General features: G+C 70.8%; 17 protein-coding genes. 9 read left to right on the top strand and 8 right to left on the bottom strand.

Going from position 1 to position 15573, the window contains the following annotated elements:
• The coding region (locus DKL51_RS28645; protein WP_148097877.1) for a GAF domain-containing protein at window positions 1-633 on the bottom strand (633 nt) is incomplete at its 3' end.
• A 514-nt stretch (window positions 634-1147) separates the two neighbouring features.
• Between DKL51_RS28645 and DKL51_RS28640 the strand changes: the two genes are divergently transcribed.
• Genes DKL51_RS28640 through DKL51_RS28630 form a run of 3 tightly spaced genes read left to right on the top strand, consistent with a single transcriptional unit; the run spans window position 1148 to window position 3060 of the window.
• Window positions 1148-1585, top strand: a complete 438-nt coding sequence (locus DKL51_RS28640) for a LapA family protein (RefSeq protein ID WP_109943059.1) — start codon at window positions 1148-1150, stop codon at window positions 1583-1585.
• Between the two features lie 3 nt (window positions 1586-1588).
• On the top strand, window positions 1589-2167 hold the full coding sequence (locus DKL51_RS28635) for a DUF5994 family protein (protein WP_123809654.1): 579 nt from the start codon (window positions 1589-1591) through the stop codon (window positions 2165-2167).
• The gene (locus DKL51_RS28630; protein WP_109943057.1) at window positions 2164-3060 is read left to right on the top strand and encodes an SPFH domain-containing protein; all 897 of its coding nucleotides are present in this window, start codon (window positions 2164-2166) and stop codon (window positions 3058-3060) included. The genes DKL51_RS28635 and DKL51_RS28630 overlap by 4 nt, the downstream gene beginning before the upstream one ends.
• Window positions 3061-3197: 137 nt before the next feature.
• Here DKL51_RS28630 and DKL51_RS28625 read toward each other — a convergent pair whose 3' ends face one another.
• From DKL51_RS28625 to DKL51_RS28610, 4 genes are all read right to left on the bottom strand, one after another.
• The gene (locus DKL51_RS28625) at window positions 3198-3593 is read right to left on the bottom strand and encodes a sigma-70 family RNA polymerase sigma factor (protein WP_123809653.1); all 396 of its coding nucleotides are present in this window, start codon (window positions 3591-3593) and stop codon (window positions 3198-3200) included.
• A 654-nt stretch (window positions 3594-4247) separates the two neighbouring features.
• Window positions 4248-4730 (bottom strand): YflT domain-containing protein, encoded by a 483-nt coding sequence (locus DKL51_RS28620; protein WP_109943054.1) that lies wholly within the window; start codon window positions 4728-4730, stop codon window positions 4248-4250.
• 5 nt (window positions 4731-4735) lie between these two features.
• The gene (locus DKL51_RS28615) at window positions 4736-5221 is read right to left on the bottom strand and encodes a universal stress protein (protein ID WP_124812749.1); all 486 of its coding nucleotides are present in this window, start codon (window positions 5219-5221) and stop codon (window positions 4736-4738) included.
• Window positions 5222-5273: 52 nt separating this feature from the next.
• Complete coding sequence (locus tag DKL51_RS28610) at window positions 5274-5945, bottom strand: DoxX family protein (protein ID WP_207783732.1); 672 nt, start codon at window positions 5943-5945, stop codon at window positions 5274-5276.
• 620 nt (window positions 5946-6565) lie between these two features.
• Between DKL51_RS28610 and DKL51_RS28605 the strand changes: the two genes are divergently transcribed.
• Complete coding sequence (locus DKL51_RS28605) at window positions 6566-7624, top strand: Acg family FMN-binding oxidoreductase (protein ID WP_243420641.1); 1059 nt, start codon at window positions 6566-6568, stop codon at window positions 7622-7624.
• Window positions 7593-8030, top strand: a complete 438-nt coding sequence (locus tag DKL51_RS28600; protein WP_109943060.1) for a DUF1003 domain-containing protein — start codon at window positions 7593-7595, stop codon at window positions 8028-8030. The genes DKL51_RS28605 and DKL51_RS28600 overlap by 32 nt, the downstream gene beginning before the upstream one ends.
• Window positions 8031-8078: 48 nt before the next feature.
• Here DKL51_RS28600 and DKL51_RS28595 read toward each other — a convergent pair whose 3' ends face one another.
• Entirely contained in the window at window positions 8079-9293 is a 1215-nt protein-coding gene (locus DKL51_RS28595) for a PP2C family protein-serine/threonine phosphatase (protein WP_260428698.1), read from the bottom strand.
• On the opposite strand from DKL51_RS28595, the gene DKL51_RS37320 reads away from it, so the two are divergent.
• Complete coding sequence (locus tag DKL51_RS37320) at window positions 9184-9624, top strand: transposase (RefSeq protein ID WP_369008652.1); 441 nt, start codon at window positions 9184-9186, stop codon at window positions 9622-9624. The two genes, DKL51_RS28595 and DKL51_RS37320, sit on opposite strands and share 110 nt — an antisense overlap.
• Window positions 9625-10175: 551 nt before the next feature.
• On the opposite strand, the gene DKL51_RS36760 is transcribed toward DKL51_RS37320, so the two are convergent.
• Window positions 10176-10571, bottom strand: a complete 396-nt coding sequence (locus DKL51_RS36760; RefSeq protein ID WP_260428700.1) for a hypothetical protein — start codon at window positions 10569-10571, stop codon at window positions 10176-10178.
• On the opposite strand from DKL51_RS36760, the gene DKL51_RS28585 reads away from it, so the two are divergent.
• The 3 genes from DKL51_RS28585 (at window position 10512) to DKL51_RS28575 (ending at window position 13042) form a co-directional block, all read left to right on the top strand.
• Complete coding sequence (locus DKL51_RS28585; RefSeq protein WP_260428699.1) at window positions 10512-11702, top strand: GAF domain-containing protein; 1191 nt, start codon at window positions 10512-10514, stop codon at window positions 11700-11702. The genes DKL51_RS36760 and DKL51_RS28585 overlap by 60 nt on opposite strands.
• 103 nt (window positions 11703-11805) lie before the next feature.
• Entirely contained in the window at window positions 11806-12252 is a 447-nt protein-coding gene (locus tag DKL51_RS28580) for a universal stress protein (protein WP_109943050.1), read from the top strand.
• A 370-nt stretch (window positions 12253-12622) separates the two neighbouring features.
• Complete coding sequence (locus DKL51_RS28575) at window positions 12623-13042, top strand: Hsp20/alpha crystallin family protein (protein WP_109943049.1); 420 nt, start codon at window positions 12623-12625, stop codon at window positions 13040-13042.
• Window positions 13043-13635: 593 nt separating this feature from the next.
• Here the strand turns inward: DKL51_RS28575 and DKL51_RS28570 are convergent.
• A partial coding sequence (locus tag DKL51_RS28570; protein ID WP_148097876.1) for a cation-translocating P-type ATPase occupies window positions 13636-15573 on the bottom strand: 1938 nt, incomplete at its 5' end.

Below are 15573 nucleotides of genomic sequence, written 5' to 3'. Positions count from 1 at the left end.
GTAGGCGAAGGCGCGTAACCGGATGAGGGCCACCGCCGCGGTCACCCCCAGCTGGACCGTGACCATCCCCGTGGCCTGGTGCACCTCGGGATGCTGCAGACCGGCCTGCTCGGGCCGACCCTCGTCCTGGGCCGACCGGTGACGCCACCCGCCGTCCAGCAGTACGGCACAGGCCGTGTCCGCCAACACCAGCGCGTCGGCCAACTGTTCGCCGTCAAGGCCGCCGGACCGCGCACGGTAGAGGTCCAGCACGCCGAGGCGGATCCCGCCAACCTGGAGCGGCAGGGCGAACACCGCACGGACCCCGGCGAGCACCGCCGCCGGGGCGAACGCCGGCCAGCGGGTCAGACATTCCGGCGCCGCCAGATCGGCGATCAGATCCGGGCCGCCGGAGCTGGCGTCCACGCACGGACCCTCACCGAGGGTGACGGTCAGCTCCTCCAGTTCCGACGCGGTCCGGTCGCTGACGTACAGCACCTCACGTGGGGTGGCGCGCAGCGTCACGGCGACGGCGGCGGAGTCGACGCCGGTGGCCGAGACCGACGCGGCGCACACGTGGTCGACCGCGACCGTCCCGCCGCGGGCCCCGTCGACGACGAGGGCCCACAGCCGGATCCTGCGCTCGGAGTTCATCGACCCGCCGTACCGGGGACGACCGCGCGACCGCGAATCGCGGCCCGCACCCGCCCCGCGCTCACCGAGACACCCGCTCCGAAGCGGCGAAGCGTCTCCCTGATTCGCGCATCCACGGGTGGCTCCGACCTGATCGTCCTGCACGGACATCCGTCTGGCGGCCAACCGGAAACCCAGGCGACGCTCACACCGTACTCCTGGACCATGCCCCCGCGCGGCCTGACGTCGTCCGCCGGCCTGAGCCGCGACGGCGGCGCCGGCACGATCGCCGGTGGGCGTCCGGGAGCGTACGATGACAGTAGTCGCTCGGGACCCCGGTGGCTGACAGTTCGCCGCCGGCCATCCGACGCATCACATCAACCGGTCACGTCCTGCGTCCCGATGGTCACCCGTCCCGTCGCACCGACGTTCTCGGACCGGGGCACCGCGTCAAGCGCCCGCCATCGCCCATGCCTGCGCTGGCTCCTACGGCTTTCAGGCATGTCAATCGCCCCTCGAAAGGTGGCGGTTCACGATGACCGCACCGCAGAACCATCCCCAGCCGGCTCCCCCGATCAACGGACACCCCGGCCCCGACACCGCTTCCCGGCCCGTGTCCGGGCGACCGGCGGTGAAGCGCTCGCGGATGGGCGGCCTGTGGGTCGCCGCCGTGGTGTTCGCGTTCGTGCTCCTGCTGCTCCTGATCTTCGTACTGCAGAACAGCCAGCGCTCCGAGGTGTCGTTCCTCGGCGCGCACGGACACCTGCCGATGGGCGTTGCCCTGCTGCTGGCCGCGGTCTTCGGCATCCTGCTCGTCGCCCTCCCCGGCACCGCCCGCATCGTGCAACTCCGGATGCTGCAACGCCGCCCCGCCGGACACCCCGGCGCCCAGCCCGCGCCTGGTCTGCTTCCCCCGACGGCGACCGGCGCTGCCCGCGTGACACCAACGCGCACGTATGGACAGGACGGATGAGCCATGCCCACAGCCACACAACGCGCCACGATGATCCCCCCGTCGCCGCCCTCCCAACCGCGACTGTCCCTCGCCCCCACGCGGGGGCAGGCGGTCCTGGACGGCGGATGGTGGCCGCGCTCCTGGGACCCGGTGGCCGAACTGCCCGGCCTCGTCGTCGCCCTGTCCGAACGGTATGGACGGATCCGGCACATCATGCTCAACATCCACACCTGGGACAGCCGGTTCCGCCGGTTGGCCGTCGGGCCGGACCTGGTCCGGATCGGCTGGTTCGACACCCTCGACCCCGCCCTGCTGATCGCCATCACCGGCCGCGACGACCAGGTCGACCTGCTCGTCGTGCCACCGGACACGACACCCGAGGCAGCCGAGCGGGCCATGGCCACAGCCGCCGACCCGGCCAACCTCACGCACGCACCCGACATCCTCACCGCCGCACCGACCCCGCAGGGCGCGACAACGGCGGGCTGGTCCGACGCGTACGCGGTGTGGGACAACGAGGGCGGCAGCGCCGCCTCAAGCGGAGTCCACCGAAGCCATACCGAATCCACCACCCGTTCCCGCACCGGAGTGCACGCATGAACGCCGTACAGACAGCCATCGTGATCGCGATCGTGGCGATCGGCATCATCGGCCTCATCACCGCCGCCCGGGCGGTGCGCGTCGTGCAGCAGTACGAACGCGGGGTGGTCTTCCGCTTCGGCCGGGTGCGGGACGGCAGCCGCGGCCCTGGCCTGACCCTCATCGTGCCCGGCGTTGACCGGCTGGTGAAGGTCAACCTGCAGATCACCACCCTCAGCGTTCCCGCCCAGGACGGCATCACCCGCGACAACGTCTCCGTACGCGTCGACGCGGTCGTCTACTTCCGCGTCGTCGACCCCGTCAAGGCACTGGTGAACGTGCAGAACTACCTCTACGCCGTCTCCCAGGTCGCCCAGACCTCGCTACGCGCGGTGATCGGCCGCGCCGACCTCGACGAACTGCTCTCCGACCGGGACAAGCTCAACTCCGAACTCACCAGCATCATCGACACACCGACTGAAGGACCGTGGGGTGTGAAGGTCGAACGTGTCGAGGTCAAGGACGTCGCCCTGCCCGAATCCATGAAGCGGTCCATGTCCCGTCAGGCCGAGGCCGAACGCGAACGCCGCGCCCGGGTCATCGCCGCTGACGGCGAATACCAGGCCGCCACCAAACTCGCCCAGGCCGCCGCCACCATGGCCGCCGATCCGGCTGCCCTGCAACTGCGACTGCTGCAGACAGTCGTAGAGGTCGCCGCCGAGAAGAACAGCACCCTCGTCATGCCGTTCCCCGTCGAACTACTGCGCTTCCTGGACCGCCTCACGCCCGCTGTGAGCGCGCCGGCGCCGGCCGTCACGACCCGCCCGCGAGTCCCGGAGACCGTGACGATGCCGGACGTACGACGCGTGACCAGCGAGCCCGAACCCGAGGCCACACCGATGCCGGTGGGCTGACCGGACGTGGCCCCGGCCCGGTGACCCACCGGTCACCGGGCCGGCGCCAGCGGGATCGGCCGCGACCCGGGTGCCCGCCAACCCGAGATCGGATGTGCGGCCACAGCGCCTGACAGCGAGCCGCGAGCGGCAGGCAGTCAGTCGGTCGGTGTGTGGAAGAAGGTTTCGAGCTGTGCCGGCGGTTCGGCTCCCAGCGCGACGGCGAGTTCGCGACCGAGAAGATCGTCATAGGCGACGCCGAGAGCCGGCATAGTGCCGTTGATCTCGCGGAGCCGGTCCGCGGCCCGGCGAGCGGCAATCGCGGTCACCCAGGCGACGCCGTCGAGCTGACGGGATTCGGACATCGGCGCCAGCCGCCACACCTCGACGAACACCGCCCGGGTCACCGCCACCGCGAGCGCCGGACTGCCGAGACTTTCACACACCTGCGCGAAGACGGCGCGGACAAGACGACGATAGAACCGGCGGAAAGCGGCCTGGTCGCGGCCGGCGATCCGCTTGACCAGATCATTGACGGACTCCGGGCCCGGCACGACGTAGATTGGCGAGACAGGCATCCGATGCTCCTGGTGGTGTGCCTGCGGTCAGGGCACCACCAGGGACCAGGGCGGCTACTGCGCCTCTCACCCTACGCCACCGGCAGGCCACGGAGCGCATCGGGCGTCCACTTTTCACGGTCGATGGCTCGGCGGGGAGCAGCCCGTATGCGAGGGTCATGCCAAGGCCATTGTTCCCACCCTCATAGGCAGCCAGCGTCTGGTACGGCGCTCCATCGAGGATCGGCCGCCGGTCACACCGCTACCGCCGTGCGTCCACAGGCTGCACTGCTGCGGCCGACATCGAGGGCGCAGCGTGCACGGGTGGGCCGTCGGCACGGTGCCTCTCAGGTCGATGGGGGGCGTATGCGGCGATGGCCGAGGGACGCATCATGGGGCACGAGGCGCCAGCAACCAGATCTACGCTCGGCGCTTCGTCACCCACCGCTTCGACTTCGGCGAGTTCATCCGGGCCTACGACACGTTCTCCACCGCTCGGGAGACCGGAGCGTTGGAGATCGTCCTCAGCCGGAGCTGGCCGACCGCCCAGCCAGCCGTTCACCGACACCGTCCGTGACAGCCCTCGTGGGCTGTCACGGACGGTGTCTATCAATGCCGGTACCTCCGGCCAGGTCGGAACACCACGCCGGGCTACCGCGCCGCACCCTCCAGCACCGTGCGGGCCCGTTCGCTGTACCCGACGGCGACGAGAACCTCGAAGCGGCTGGGTACGGTGGCGCTCCTGGAGGTGAAGTCGCGACGCCCGCCGGTCAGGGCATAGCCGGCCGCGGTGAACGCCATCCCGAACAGCACACCCCAGACGAGTCCCAGGGTCGTCGCTCGGACGAATCCGATGGTGCCCAGGACGCCGAGGAGCAGCCCGACGAAGACACCGAACCAGGCGCCGCTCGCGGCACCGGACAGCAGCGCCCGCGGCCAGGTCAGCCGCCCGGTGATCTGCTCCACCAGCCGCAGGTCACTGCCGATGATCTGGGTAGTCCCCACCGCGAAGTGATGGTCGGCGAGACAGTCGACCACCTGCTGGGCCTCGGCGTAGGTGGGATAGCTGCCGAGGGACACCTGCTCAACGGGTGGCCGGGCAGGCAGTTCGCCCCGACCGGCCAATCTGGTCATACGCCTCATGATCGCCTCCCGGCCGGCTCGGGTGTCCGCTCCGCCGGTGGCACGACCACCACCGGGCACGACGCGTGCTGGACGCAGTGCTGGCTGACCGACCCGAGCAGCATCCCGGCGAAGGCGCCGTGTCCTCGGCTACCCACCACCAACAGCTGCGCCCCACCAGCCGCGTCGAGCAGCACCTGGGCGGGATGGCCGTGCAGCACACGGGTCAGGACCGGGACGGGTGCGGCATCCCCGGCCTCGTCCGCGACCGACTCCGCGAGGATCTTCTCGGTGACCGCGGCGACGCTGACGTCTTCGAACACCGTCGGCGACCAGCCGTACGCGAATCCGTACACCGCCGGGTCCTGCCACGCGCTCACGGCCTCGACCCTCGCGTCGGTCAGCTCCGCCTGGGTCACCGCCCACCGCAGCGCCGCCCTGGATCCCGGCGATCCGTCGACCCCGACGACGATGCGTCGGTCATGCTCCGCAACCTGGTTCATGTCGACCTCCTCGATGCTGTTGCCCGCCTCCTGCATGGCTACCGGCCGGTCCCTACTTCAGCCAGGCGGTGCGTCGCACCAACGGGATCTCGGCCCAGATGGCGCCGAGTCCGAGGGTGCTGCCGGCGCCCAGCAGGGCCAGGACGATCAGCACGGCCGCGTAGATGAGGTGGTCGTCCATGAACGGATTGCTGGCCGGCGGGAGGACCGTGGTCCACATCATCAGGGTCAGCAGCGCTCCGCCACCGGCTGCCAGCCGCATCGCCACGCCCAGGATCAGAGCGCCCCCGATGGCGAGCAGTGCGCCCATGAACAGCAGGTCGGTCAGGCCGGTGCCGGCGATCGAGTGGTAGAAACCCGTGAACGGGCCCTTGGTGGCGGATCCCAGGAATCCCTCCGTGGGGCTGCCACCGTTGACCCAGGACTTCGCGGCGGTCGTCTCGTGCCCCAGGCCGAACATCTTGTCCAGGAACGCCCACAGGAAGATCCAGCCCAGCGCGAGCCGGATGCCCGCGAGCAGATACCGCACCGGCGCGCTCAGGTGTGGGCCGACCTCGGTCCTGGCGGTCGGCGCCGATCCACGGCCGCGGTCGGTGGCGGTACCGATCGGCCTGACCTGCTCCCCCGCGGGCTGAAGTCCGGCAACGTCAGGCACCAGCGGTGCCAGCCCGGCGCTCGGTGCGGAGGTGCGTACGCTGTTGTGGTCCTTGGCGATGTAGGCCATCGCGCTCACATTCCTTCGATGCTCACCGAGCAGTCCCACGACGCGAACGGCCGTGGGTGAGTCGTTTGGTCTCGCCAGCGAGTCTGTGCCACAACGGGTCGGTCGGCCGCGCGCAGCGCGGTGCGACAGCGACGGAAACTGGTCGGCTCGTGGGCTGATCGACGGCGGCGGGCGGACAGCCACCGGGGGCCCGAGCGACACCCTCACCATACGCGCAGTCAGCGGGAAAGGCACCGCGCGAACGGGGACGCATCGACGGGGCTGGTCCGGAAGCGGGTTCAATCCGATCATCGCCGCCAGCGGTGCGGGAGCGTAGGCTACGGGTGGCGCTCGGGACCCCGGTGGCTGACAATTCACCGCTGGTGCACGCGCCCTCGGTTGAGGTCCCGATGGCGGCCCGTTCCCGTTCTGGGACGCAATCGCGGCGCGACGTCGCGGACCACTCCCGCCACCGGCCTCGCCGGTCGAGCAGGGCGCAATGAACCGATGCCACCAACCGCTGGGCCTCAGGCCGCGCCATGACCCGAGCGAGGCGCGTGAACGGCATCGCCCGGCGACACAGAGATCCACGAAGGGACGCTGTCGTGCCGACGCAGACTCAACCGACCGACGCTCGGGCCGTGACACAGGCGCTGGTCGGAGCAGCAACCGTGGCGGGCTACGCGCCGTCGATCCACAACACCCAGCCCTGGCGGTGGCGGGTGGGTGGGACCCGGTTGGGCCTCTTCGCCGACCGAGCCCGGGCGCTCGCCGTCACCGACCCCGACGCCCGGCTCGCGACGCTAAGCTGCGGGGCCGCCCTGCAGCACGCCCGGATCGCCCTGGCGGCCCAGGGCTGGCGCGCCATCGTGACCCGGATCCCCGACCCCACCGAACCCGACCATCTCGCGCAGCTACGCGTCGTCGGGCGGGCACCGGTGGAACTGCAGGCCGTCCGCCGTACGCACACGATCCGGCTACGGCACACCGATCGCCGCCCGCTGACCGGACCGCCGGTCGGGTCCGACGACCTCCGCGCCATTGCCGACGCGGTACAGGCCGAAGGCGCGTGGCTGCACATTCTGCGACCAGACCAGGTGACGGACCTCGCCGCCGCGGCCAGCCACGCCCAACAGACGGAGACCGCCGATCCGGCGTGGCAGGCGGAGCTGGCGTACTGGACCGGTGGCACCCGACCAGCGGGCGCCCGTGTTCCCGACGACACGATTCCGCTCCGTGCTCCGCAAACGACCGTGCCCGGCCGCGACTTCGGCCACCACGGCGACCTGCCCGTGAGCACCGGGCACGACCGCACTGCCGGGTACGCGGTGCTCTACGGTCCCAACGACCAGCCAGTGGACTGGCTGCGCGCGGGCGAAGCCCTTTCGTCGGCCTGGCTCACCGCGGTCGAACTGGGGGTGTCCGTCCTGCCGCTCAGCGCCACCGTCGAGGTGGCCGGCACCCGCCAGACCGTGCGGCGGCTGGTGGCCGACCTCGGTCATCCGTACCTGGTGGTGCGTCTGGGGATGCTCGACACCGACAACGCCGGGCCGCCGCACGCGCCGCGACTGCCCGCCCAGCAGCGCATCGACCGGCCGACGCCGAAGGCATCTCGTCCCGGCCCGGCTGAAGACGACCGGCCCTCCGGCCCGAAGGGTGGCGGCCGACATGACCCCGCATCACCACCGACACCCCGCTAACCAGTACCGGCACGATCACCGCACCTCCGGACAACGCCTGGCCGACTCGGTCACCTCGGTGTTCGGGTCCTGGCGATTCATCATCGTCCAGACCGCCGTCGTCGCGGTCTGGATAGCAATCAACGTCGTCGCCGTGCTGTACCGCTGGGATCCCTACCCGTTCATCCTGCTCAACCTGCTCTTCTCCACCCAGGCCGCCTACGCCGCCCCACTGATCCTGCTCAGCCAGAACCGCCAGGCCGACACCGACCGGGTCAAGGCCGAACACGACTACCAGGTAAACCAGCTCGCCCTGCAATACCTCATCGTCTGGCATCGCGACGCCCACGGCGCGGACTGCGACTGCGTACGCCGGGCCGAGCCGATCGTCGAGGGGATGCTGACCGCGCTGGCCCGCGAACTGTGACGCGGGTCCGTCTCGGCACGAAGGTCGGCGGGATCGACCGTCGGCCTCTCACGGGCCGGCGGCCGCGAGAGCAGAGAGGTGGGCGAGCGGGCTTCGCGGCGGTCGCCACTCGAGGAACATCGCCGTGGCGTCGTCCTGGAGTTCGTCGCCCTGGTGCGCCATGACGGCGCGCACCAGGCGGCGCATCGTCTCAGGCGTGGGCAGCTGGTCGTTGAGCGCGCGGTTGACGAAGTCGACGAGCCGGTCCACGCCGAACCGCTGCCCGTCGGGGCTGCGCGCATCGGTGATGCCGTCGGTGTAGGCGAGGATGCGGTCGCCCGCGTGCAGATCCTCCTCGTGCACGTCTGGACGGCGCGACGACAGGTGCCCGATGCCCAGCGGCAGCGCGGTCGGACCCGGCAACTCCCGGATCGCCTTGCCGTCGCGCAGCAGCAACGCACCCGGATGACCGGCGTTGATCACGCGTAGCCGGCCGGTGGTGCGGTCGAGCTCGGCGAGCAGCGCGGTCGCGAAGAGGTTCGGGTGTTCGCTTCTCACCCATTTGTCGATGCTGCTCGCCATGTCGACCAGGTCGAGGCCGCACCGGCGCGCGTTGCGGTAGGTGCTGACCACCAGTGAGGCCAACGTGCTCGCCTTGATGCCGTGCCCGCAGGTGTCGAACAGCCCGACGCTGAGCACGTCGCCGTTCAGCGCGTAGTCGAAGATGTCCCCACCGACGCCGTAACACGGCTCGAGGATGGCGGTGACCATGATTTCGTCGGTCGCGAACGTCAACGGCGGCAGCAGGCCCCACACGATCTCCGCCGCGACCTGCATCGGAAGACGCGGACGCAGGCGCTCGATGACATCGCCGTAAGGACGGCGGTTCACGAGCAGCTGGGCGACACTGACGGCGAGTTCCCGCGCGGGTGCCTCCATATCCGGGTCCCCGGCGGCCGACGAAACAAGCTCCAGTACGCCCATCCGCTCACACCCGACGAGCAGCGGCACCCACATCCGGTCGCCGCCGTCGACCGCCCGCTGCACGTCGAGACCGGTGAACGCCCGGCCGGCGAGAGTCGTCTCGATCGGTAGCACGTCCCGCACGAGACCGGCACCGAGCAGTGGCACGAGCCGGGCCTGCGCGTAGTCGGCCAGGTAGATCACGATCTCGGTGGCACCGATTGCCGGTGCGGCCCGCGCGACCAGCGCGGAAAGGTCGTCAGGCCCACCGCGAGGCGCGGCGAGTTGCAGCCAGCGCTCAGCAGCGCCTGCGTCGACCACCCGACCTCCCCACGTCTCCCCCACCGTAGAAGTCCGGGGGCGACCCTGCCACCACGTGTCGGGGAGGAATGTGGTGCCGCAGGACAGCCTGAGACTGGACATTGGTCCAGAGGAAGGGGTGTCCCCGTTGGGGCGTCCATCGAAGTACATGGAAGAGTTCCGGCGTGACGCGGTGGATCTGGTCCGCTCGTCGCAGCGGCCGATCAATCAGGTCGCGCGGGAGCTCGGGATGAGCCACGAGACATTGCGGAACTGGGTCCGTGTCGCCGAACGCCAGGCCGGGACGTCTGCGGCGGTCTCGGGCGGGGACGGGTTGTCGGTCCCACCATGAGCCAACCGGGGCCCGATCTTCCTGCCCGCGGCAGGGCCTAACGTCCCTAATCCAAACCAAGGTGCCCGAGCGAAAGCGCCGTCCCGCCCGCAGCGCGGGTTCGTTGCGACGCGGTGATCCCACTGAGCCATACCGGCGCGTCGCAGGCCGCAGCGCATCGCCGCGCGGGCGGCTCGCTGCCTCGGCGATCAACCTCGATGCCAGTAGCTTGCGGTCCCTCACCGTGCGAAGAGGCCGGCGTTCTACGGCTTTCCGTCGACGCGCGAACCGCCGAGCGGTCGGGGTACGGATCCTCATACGGGCGGCCGGAGAGGGCTCGGCATTGAACACGCCCCGATAGGGCGCGTACGGTTGTCCTGTCGCTCGGGACCCCGGTGGCGCACCAGTTCGTGCTGGCGATGCCGTCCATGAATCGGGGGTCATCGTGATCGAGCAGATCCCACTGCTTTCTGGCCGGGCCAGTGCACCAACGGCGCGCCCTGCTGCGGGACCCGGACTGGGGTGGGGGCGGCGCTTCTCGGGCGGGCGTGGCGGCATGAAGACGGTGAACGCTACGCGGGCGGCGCGAACGCGTTGGGGCAGAGCCGCGAACGACCGTCGGACATACCGCACGGGCTCACGATCTCCGGGTCCTCGGGACGGTGATGGACGTGAGTGAGGATGTCGGCAGGCGCCAGCCCGGCGCCAGCTCCGCAGGGTTGGTCGGTGATCCCGCCGCGGGGATGGTGTTCGCGCAGGTGGCCCGGCTGGAGCTGGACGAACTGCTCGAGCAGCTGGTGGCACGAGCCCGCGACGTGCAGGACACCCAGGGCCGGTTGCGGGGTCTGCTGCAGGCCTACCTGGCGGTCGCCCGCGCCGATGACCTCGACACGGTACTGCGCCACATCGTGGAAGCCGCCCGCGAACTGGTCAACGCCGGCTACGCCGCACTCGGTGTGGTCCGCCACGGCCGGCTGGTGCGGTTCGTACACACCGGTATGGACCCCGAGGTGGTCGCCCGGGTCGGGCACCTGCCGGAAGGAAAGGGCCTGCTGGGGGTGGTGGACTACCCCCAGTCGCTGCGGCTGCGCGACATCGCCGAACACGTTGCCTCGGTCGGCTTCCCCGAGCACCACCCGCCGATGCGCTCGTTCCTCGGCGTACCGATCCGGGTCGCCGACCGGGTCTTCGGCAACCTCTATGTGACCGACAAACAGGGCGCGGACGAGTTCACCAAAGACGACGAGGAATTGGCCCAGGCCTTGGCCGCCGCAGCCGCCGCAGCGATCGAAAACGCCACCCTGCTGACCGAAAGCCGCCGCCGCCACACCTGGCAGACCGCCATGGTCGAGGTCACCACTCAACTGCTGGCCGGTGCCGACCCCGACGAGGTGCTCCGCCGGCTGGTCCATCACGCCCGGCAGACCCTGCGCGGCGACGGGGCGGGCGTGAGCGTGCCCACCGACGATCCCAACCTTTTGCACATGGCCACGACCGAGGGCACCTACCAGCCGTGGCAAGGCGCCGCCATCCCGACAGAAGGCACAGTCACCGGCGCCGCGATCGCGGCACACGGCCTCATCGTGATCACCGACCCAGACAACGACCCACGCACCCCGGCAACAGCCGAACGCTCCGACGGCATGATCGGCGAGACCGCCGCGATACCGGTAATCGGCGACTCCGGCGTCAATGGCGTGCTGAGCGTCTCCCGGCGCCCCGGCGACGAACCTTTCGACGACCTGGACCGCGACCTGATCACCGCGGTCGCCGCGCAAGCCGGGCTGGTCCTGCACCTGACCCAGGTCCGCCGAGACAACGAACAAGTGCGCCTGATCGAGGACCGCCAACAGATCGCCGAAGACCTCCGCCACCGCGTCATCCAACGACTGTTCGGCCACGGGCTGGCCCTACAGGCCACCGCCTCCCGGGCCACCAATCCAAAGACCCGTACCGCCATCGAGACCCAGATCGACGAAGTCGACGCGATCATCCGTGACATACGGGCCGCCGTCTTCTCCCTCAGCCAACCAGCGAGCGGAGCGCCCGCGCCAGCGGACCAGCCGGCCAACCCGGACGGCACACCGCCTGACGCCTGACCACCGTGGCCAGCCTGCGTCGGTGACCTTCGGCTCTACTCCATTGCCACCGGTACCCCCACCGTGGAGGTGGAGGTGAGCGAAGGTGATACAGCCACACCGCATGAAACAAATCATCGTAGGGTTGGACCGTAGCGGGCATGATCATGTCGTACTCGCCGCGGCGCTGGACCACGTCCGACACACCGCCTCGGCGGTCCGTGTCGTGCACGCCATACCCCCCGACACTGCGACCACCATGGCCCCCACCGACGCCGTGACCAGGGCTGCCTGGTCCGCCGACCGGCAGACCCGCCACCAAACAGCGACCGAGGACCTGCGCCGACACCTCACGAGGACCACGGATGATCTCGGTGCGCACATCGCGATCGACTACGACGTGCGGCACGGCGACCCCGCCACCGTACTGCTCTCCTCCGCCCGGCACGCCGACCTCATCGTCATCGGCACCAGCGGCACCGGCCACCGGTCCCCGTTCCTGCTCGGCACGGTCAGCCAGGACATCGCGGTCCACGCCACCTGCCCCGTGCTGCTGGTACCGACAAGCTGACGGCCCGGGCCAGGATGTGGACCAGCGGTAGGAACCGCGGGGTCATGGTCCGCTCGGCCCGGACGGTGTCGCTGACTCCGCCCGCGAGACCGGCAGCGAAGCCGTACCCGCGTTGGCGCAGCCCGGCGATGACCGGCGGCATCCGATGTGGAGCGATCGGTCGGATGCGATCTCGTGTGCATCAGGACGATCTCGTCCGACGTCGCTGCGGCGACCACCCGTGACATCACCGACTCGGCGCTCCGCTCGGCCGTGCCCGGTCGCTGCCCGCGTCGCGTTCCGCCGAAGGGCCTGCCGAGTCAGGCCGGTCGCCTCTGACCAGCCCGCGGGCGGCGAGATCAGATGGAAGTGACGAAACAAGGAGGTCGCGATGTCGACCATCACACGCTTCACCGGCGGCGCGCTAGCGCCGTTCGACTGGACCAACCTGTCCCTGTTCCCGCTGCTCGCGCCGAGTATCCGGATTGAGGACTACCTGGACGGCGACCAGTACGTCATCCGCGCCGAAATGCCGGGCATCGATCCGGTCAAGGACGTGCGGATCACCTTCGCCGACAGGGAGTTGCGGCTCGATGTGGTGCGCAAGGAGACCACCCGCCCCGACAAGACCCGCTCCGAGTTCCACTACGGATCGTTCTCCCGGACCATCCCACTGCCGGCAGGCGTCATGGAGAAGACCATCGCCGCCCGGTATGCGGACGGGATGCTCGAGATCACCGCGAAGGTCGGCGACATCAAGCCGGGCGCGAAGGAGATCCCGATCAAGGTCGAGAACGGGAAAAAGAGCTGATCGAGTTCCGGGGCCGGCCGCAACCCGGCCCCGGCTTCCGCCCACACCGCAGGTGCGGGATGTTGCGAACGGCGGACCCGCTGTCCCGCCCATCGGTTCCTGCGGGGGCTGCCCGAGCCGGGGTTGCAAATCGTGGACTCCTGCTGGCCGCGCGGGCAGCAGGAGTCCATTCCCATGGTGCATCCGCTGGCCGAAGACGACCCGTCCGGCCCTGAACATCGCTCGATCTTCCGCACAGGAAGGTAGGGCCAAGGCACGTCCGGTGCTTTGCAGCGCCGGCCGGGCTGGTCACCGGCGGCGTGGTCATCGCCGCCGAGGACGATGTGGACCGGTGGCTGGCGGGCGCCGGGCACGACGAGCTGATTGACCCGTACGGCGAGTCCGACGTCCTGCTGCGACGTGTCGGCGGCGCCACCGGGCGGTCTCTGCGCCGGCCGAGCAGACGTCTTGGCTGGCGTCCGCGTCGGGCACCGGCACAGTGGTCCTGGATCGGGCGCTGACCGACGGCGCTTCGCGGTGGTGCTGGCGACGGGGTGATCGCGGCCCCTGCCGCGCTCGCGCTGATCTACGCTGGCGCGTCCCGACGGGGCGCGCTATGGCCGGGCGTCGGCCCGCCGCGCCCGCTTTGCGGCCGCGTCGAACAGCAGCACGGTTGGCACCGCCGTGGCAGCCAGCAGCCAGCCCAACGCGGTCGGTAGGTCGCCATCGAGGAGCCCGGGCAGCGGTGGAACGGTCAGGAAGACCCCGAGTAGCACCAGCTCGACCGCCACCGCGCCGAGCAGCAACGGGTTTCGCCGCGGATCGATCCGCCATGCCGGCCGCACCACGCCGCGGCACGCGAACGCGTTGGCGAGCTGTCCGAGCACGATGGCGGTGAAGGCGGCGCCGGACGCCGCCGCCAGCAGGCCGGCGTCCGGCGAGGCGGCCCACCGCCAGCCACCGGCCAGCAGGACCGCGGTGAAGGCCCCGAGCGAGGCGAGCACCTCTGCGGGCCCGAGGATGCCGAAGACCCGGCGCAGCACGGCGCCGTCGATCAGCTGGCCCGTGCGGGCCCGGCCCGCGAGCGTGCGCGCGTTGGGCGGCTCCGCGCCGAGCGCCAAGGCCGGCAGGATGTCGGTGCCGATGTCCAGGGCGAGGATCTGCAACACTCCGATCGCCAGTGGGAACGCGCCTCCGGTGAGTGCCCAAGCGAGGAACGGCGCCAGCTCCGCGACGTTGTCGGTGAGGTGATAGGTCAGAAATCGTCGGATGTTGGTGAACGTGGCCCGACCCAGTTCGACAGCCGTGACGATGGTGGCAAAGTGGTCGTCGAGCAGCACCAGGTCGGCCGCCTCGCGGGCGACGTCACTTCCGCTGGCGCCCATCGCGATGCCGATGTCGGCCTGGCGCAGGGCCGGCGCGTCGTTCACCCCGTCGCCGGTCATCGCCACCACGTGCCCGCGGGCCTGCAGCGCGCGGGTAATGCGCAGCTTGTCCTCCGGCATCACCCGGGCGACCACCACCCCGTCGCGCTCGAGCAGGTCGGCCAGCGCCGCGTCGTCGACGGGCAGATCGCGGCCCTCCAGCACGATCCGGTCGGGTCCCAGGAGCCCCACCTGCTCGGCTATCGCTCCGGCGGTGCCGGCGTGGTCACCGGTCACGATGGCGAGGCGGATGCCGGCGGTCCGGCAGGCCGTGACGGCCTGCCCCACGTCCGGCCGGGGCGGGTCGGCGAGCCCGACCAGGCCGAGCAGTTCCAGCTCCCGTTCGTCGCGTTCGGGGCCCGCACCCAGGCCAGGCCCGCGGCGGGTCGCGACGGCGAGTACCCGGAGGCCCCGCCCGGCCATGCGGCGGGCCACTGCGGCCGCATCGGGGGGCGGTGCCGGGCAGCGGGACAGTACCGCCTCGGGTGCGCCCTTCACGTACAACGTGTCGGCCACCACCGTCGCGTAGCGCAACCGCCGGGAGTCGAACGGATAAATCGCGGTGGCGGGTTCCCACCGCTCGCGGGCGGACACGTCGACGCCCGCTCGCAGGGCGAGCACGTGCAGGGCCACCTCCATCGGATCGCCGTGCGGCTGCCACTGTCCGTCCCGGCGGCTGAGCCGGCCGCTGGAGGCCCGGACCGCCGCGTACGCCAGGTCGGCGACCGCGTCCCGGTTGGCCGCAGGTGTGTCGATCTGCCCCGTAGGCTGGTATCCGACGCCGCGCACCGTCGCCGCACCGAGCGCGGTCCATACCTCGACCGCGGACATCTCGTTGCGGGTCAGCGTGCCGGTCTTGTCGGTGCAGATGAACGTCACCGAGCCGAGGGTCTCGACCGAGTCCAACCGCCGTACGAGCGCGTTGCGGCCGGCCATCCGCCGGGCCCCCCAGGCGAGCGACAGGGTGACCGTGGGCAGCAGTCCCTCCGGCACCAGCGCGACGGTGACGCCGATGGCCAACAGGAACGCGACGATCGGCTCGGCCCCGAGCAGCATCGCGGTGCCGAGGAAGACGGCGCCGACGGCGACCGCGACGGCCGCGACAACCTTCACCACCCGATTGAGGCG

It is taken from the genome of Micromonospora globispora (assembly GCF_003857015.1).
In the GTDB taxonomy this organism is placed as follows: domain Bacteria; phylum Actinomycetota; class Actinomycetes; order Mycobacteriales; family Micromonosporaceae; genus Micromonospora; species Micromonospora globispora.
Note: the sequence above shows the minus strand (reverse complement) of the source record. Positions and strands in the feature narration are given on the sequence as shown.

Bases quoted from the DNA above. Each gene is read 5' to 3' on its own strand.
- DKL51_RS28635 (WP_123809654.1), top strand. From the start codon at position 1,589: ATGCCCACAGCCACACAACGCGCCACGATGATCCCCCCGTCGCCGCCC.
- DKL51_RS28615 (WP_124812749.1), bottom strand. From the start codon at position 5,221: ATGAACCAGGTTGCGGAGCATGACCGACGCATCGTCGTCGGGGTCGAC.
- DKL51_RS28580 (WP_109943050.1), top strand. From the start codon at position 11,806: ATGAAACAAATCATCGTAGGGTTGGACCGTAGCGGGCATGATCATGTC.
- DKL51_RS28630 (WP_109943057.1), top strand. From the start codon at position 2,164: ATGAACGCCGTACAGACAGCCATCGTGATCGCGATCGTGGCGATCGGC.
- DKL51_RS28610 (WP_207783732.1), bottom strand. From the start codon at position 5,945: ATGGCCTACATCGCCAAGGACCACAACAGCGTACGCACCTCCGCACCG.
- DKL51_RS28620 (WP_109943054.1), bottom strand. From the start codon at position 4,730: ATGACCAGATTGGCCGGTCGGGGCGAACTGCCTGCCCGGCCACCCGTT.
- DKL51_RS28600 (WP_109943060.1), top strand. From the start codon at position 7,593: ATGACCCCGCATCACCACCGACACCCCGCTAACCAGTACCGGCACGAT.
- DKL51_RS28575 (WP_109943049.1), top strand. From the start codon at position 12,623: ATGTCGACCATCACACGCTTCACCGGCGGCGCGCTAGCGCCGTTCGAC.
- DKL51_RS28640 (WP_109943059.1), top strand. From the start codon at position 1,148: ATGACCGCACCGCAGAACCATCCCCAGCCGGCTCCCCCGATCAACGGA.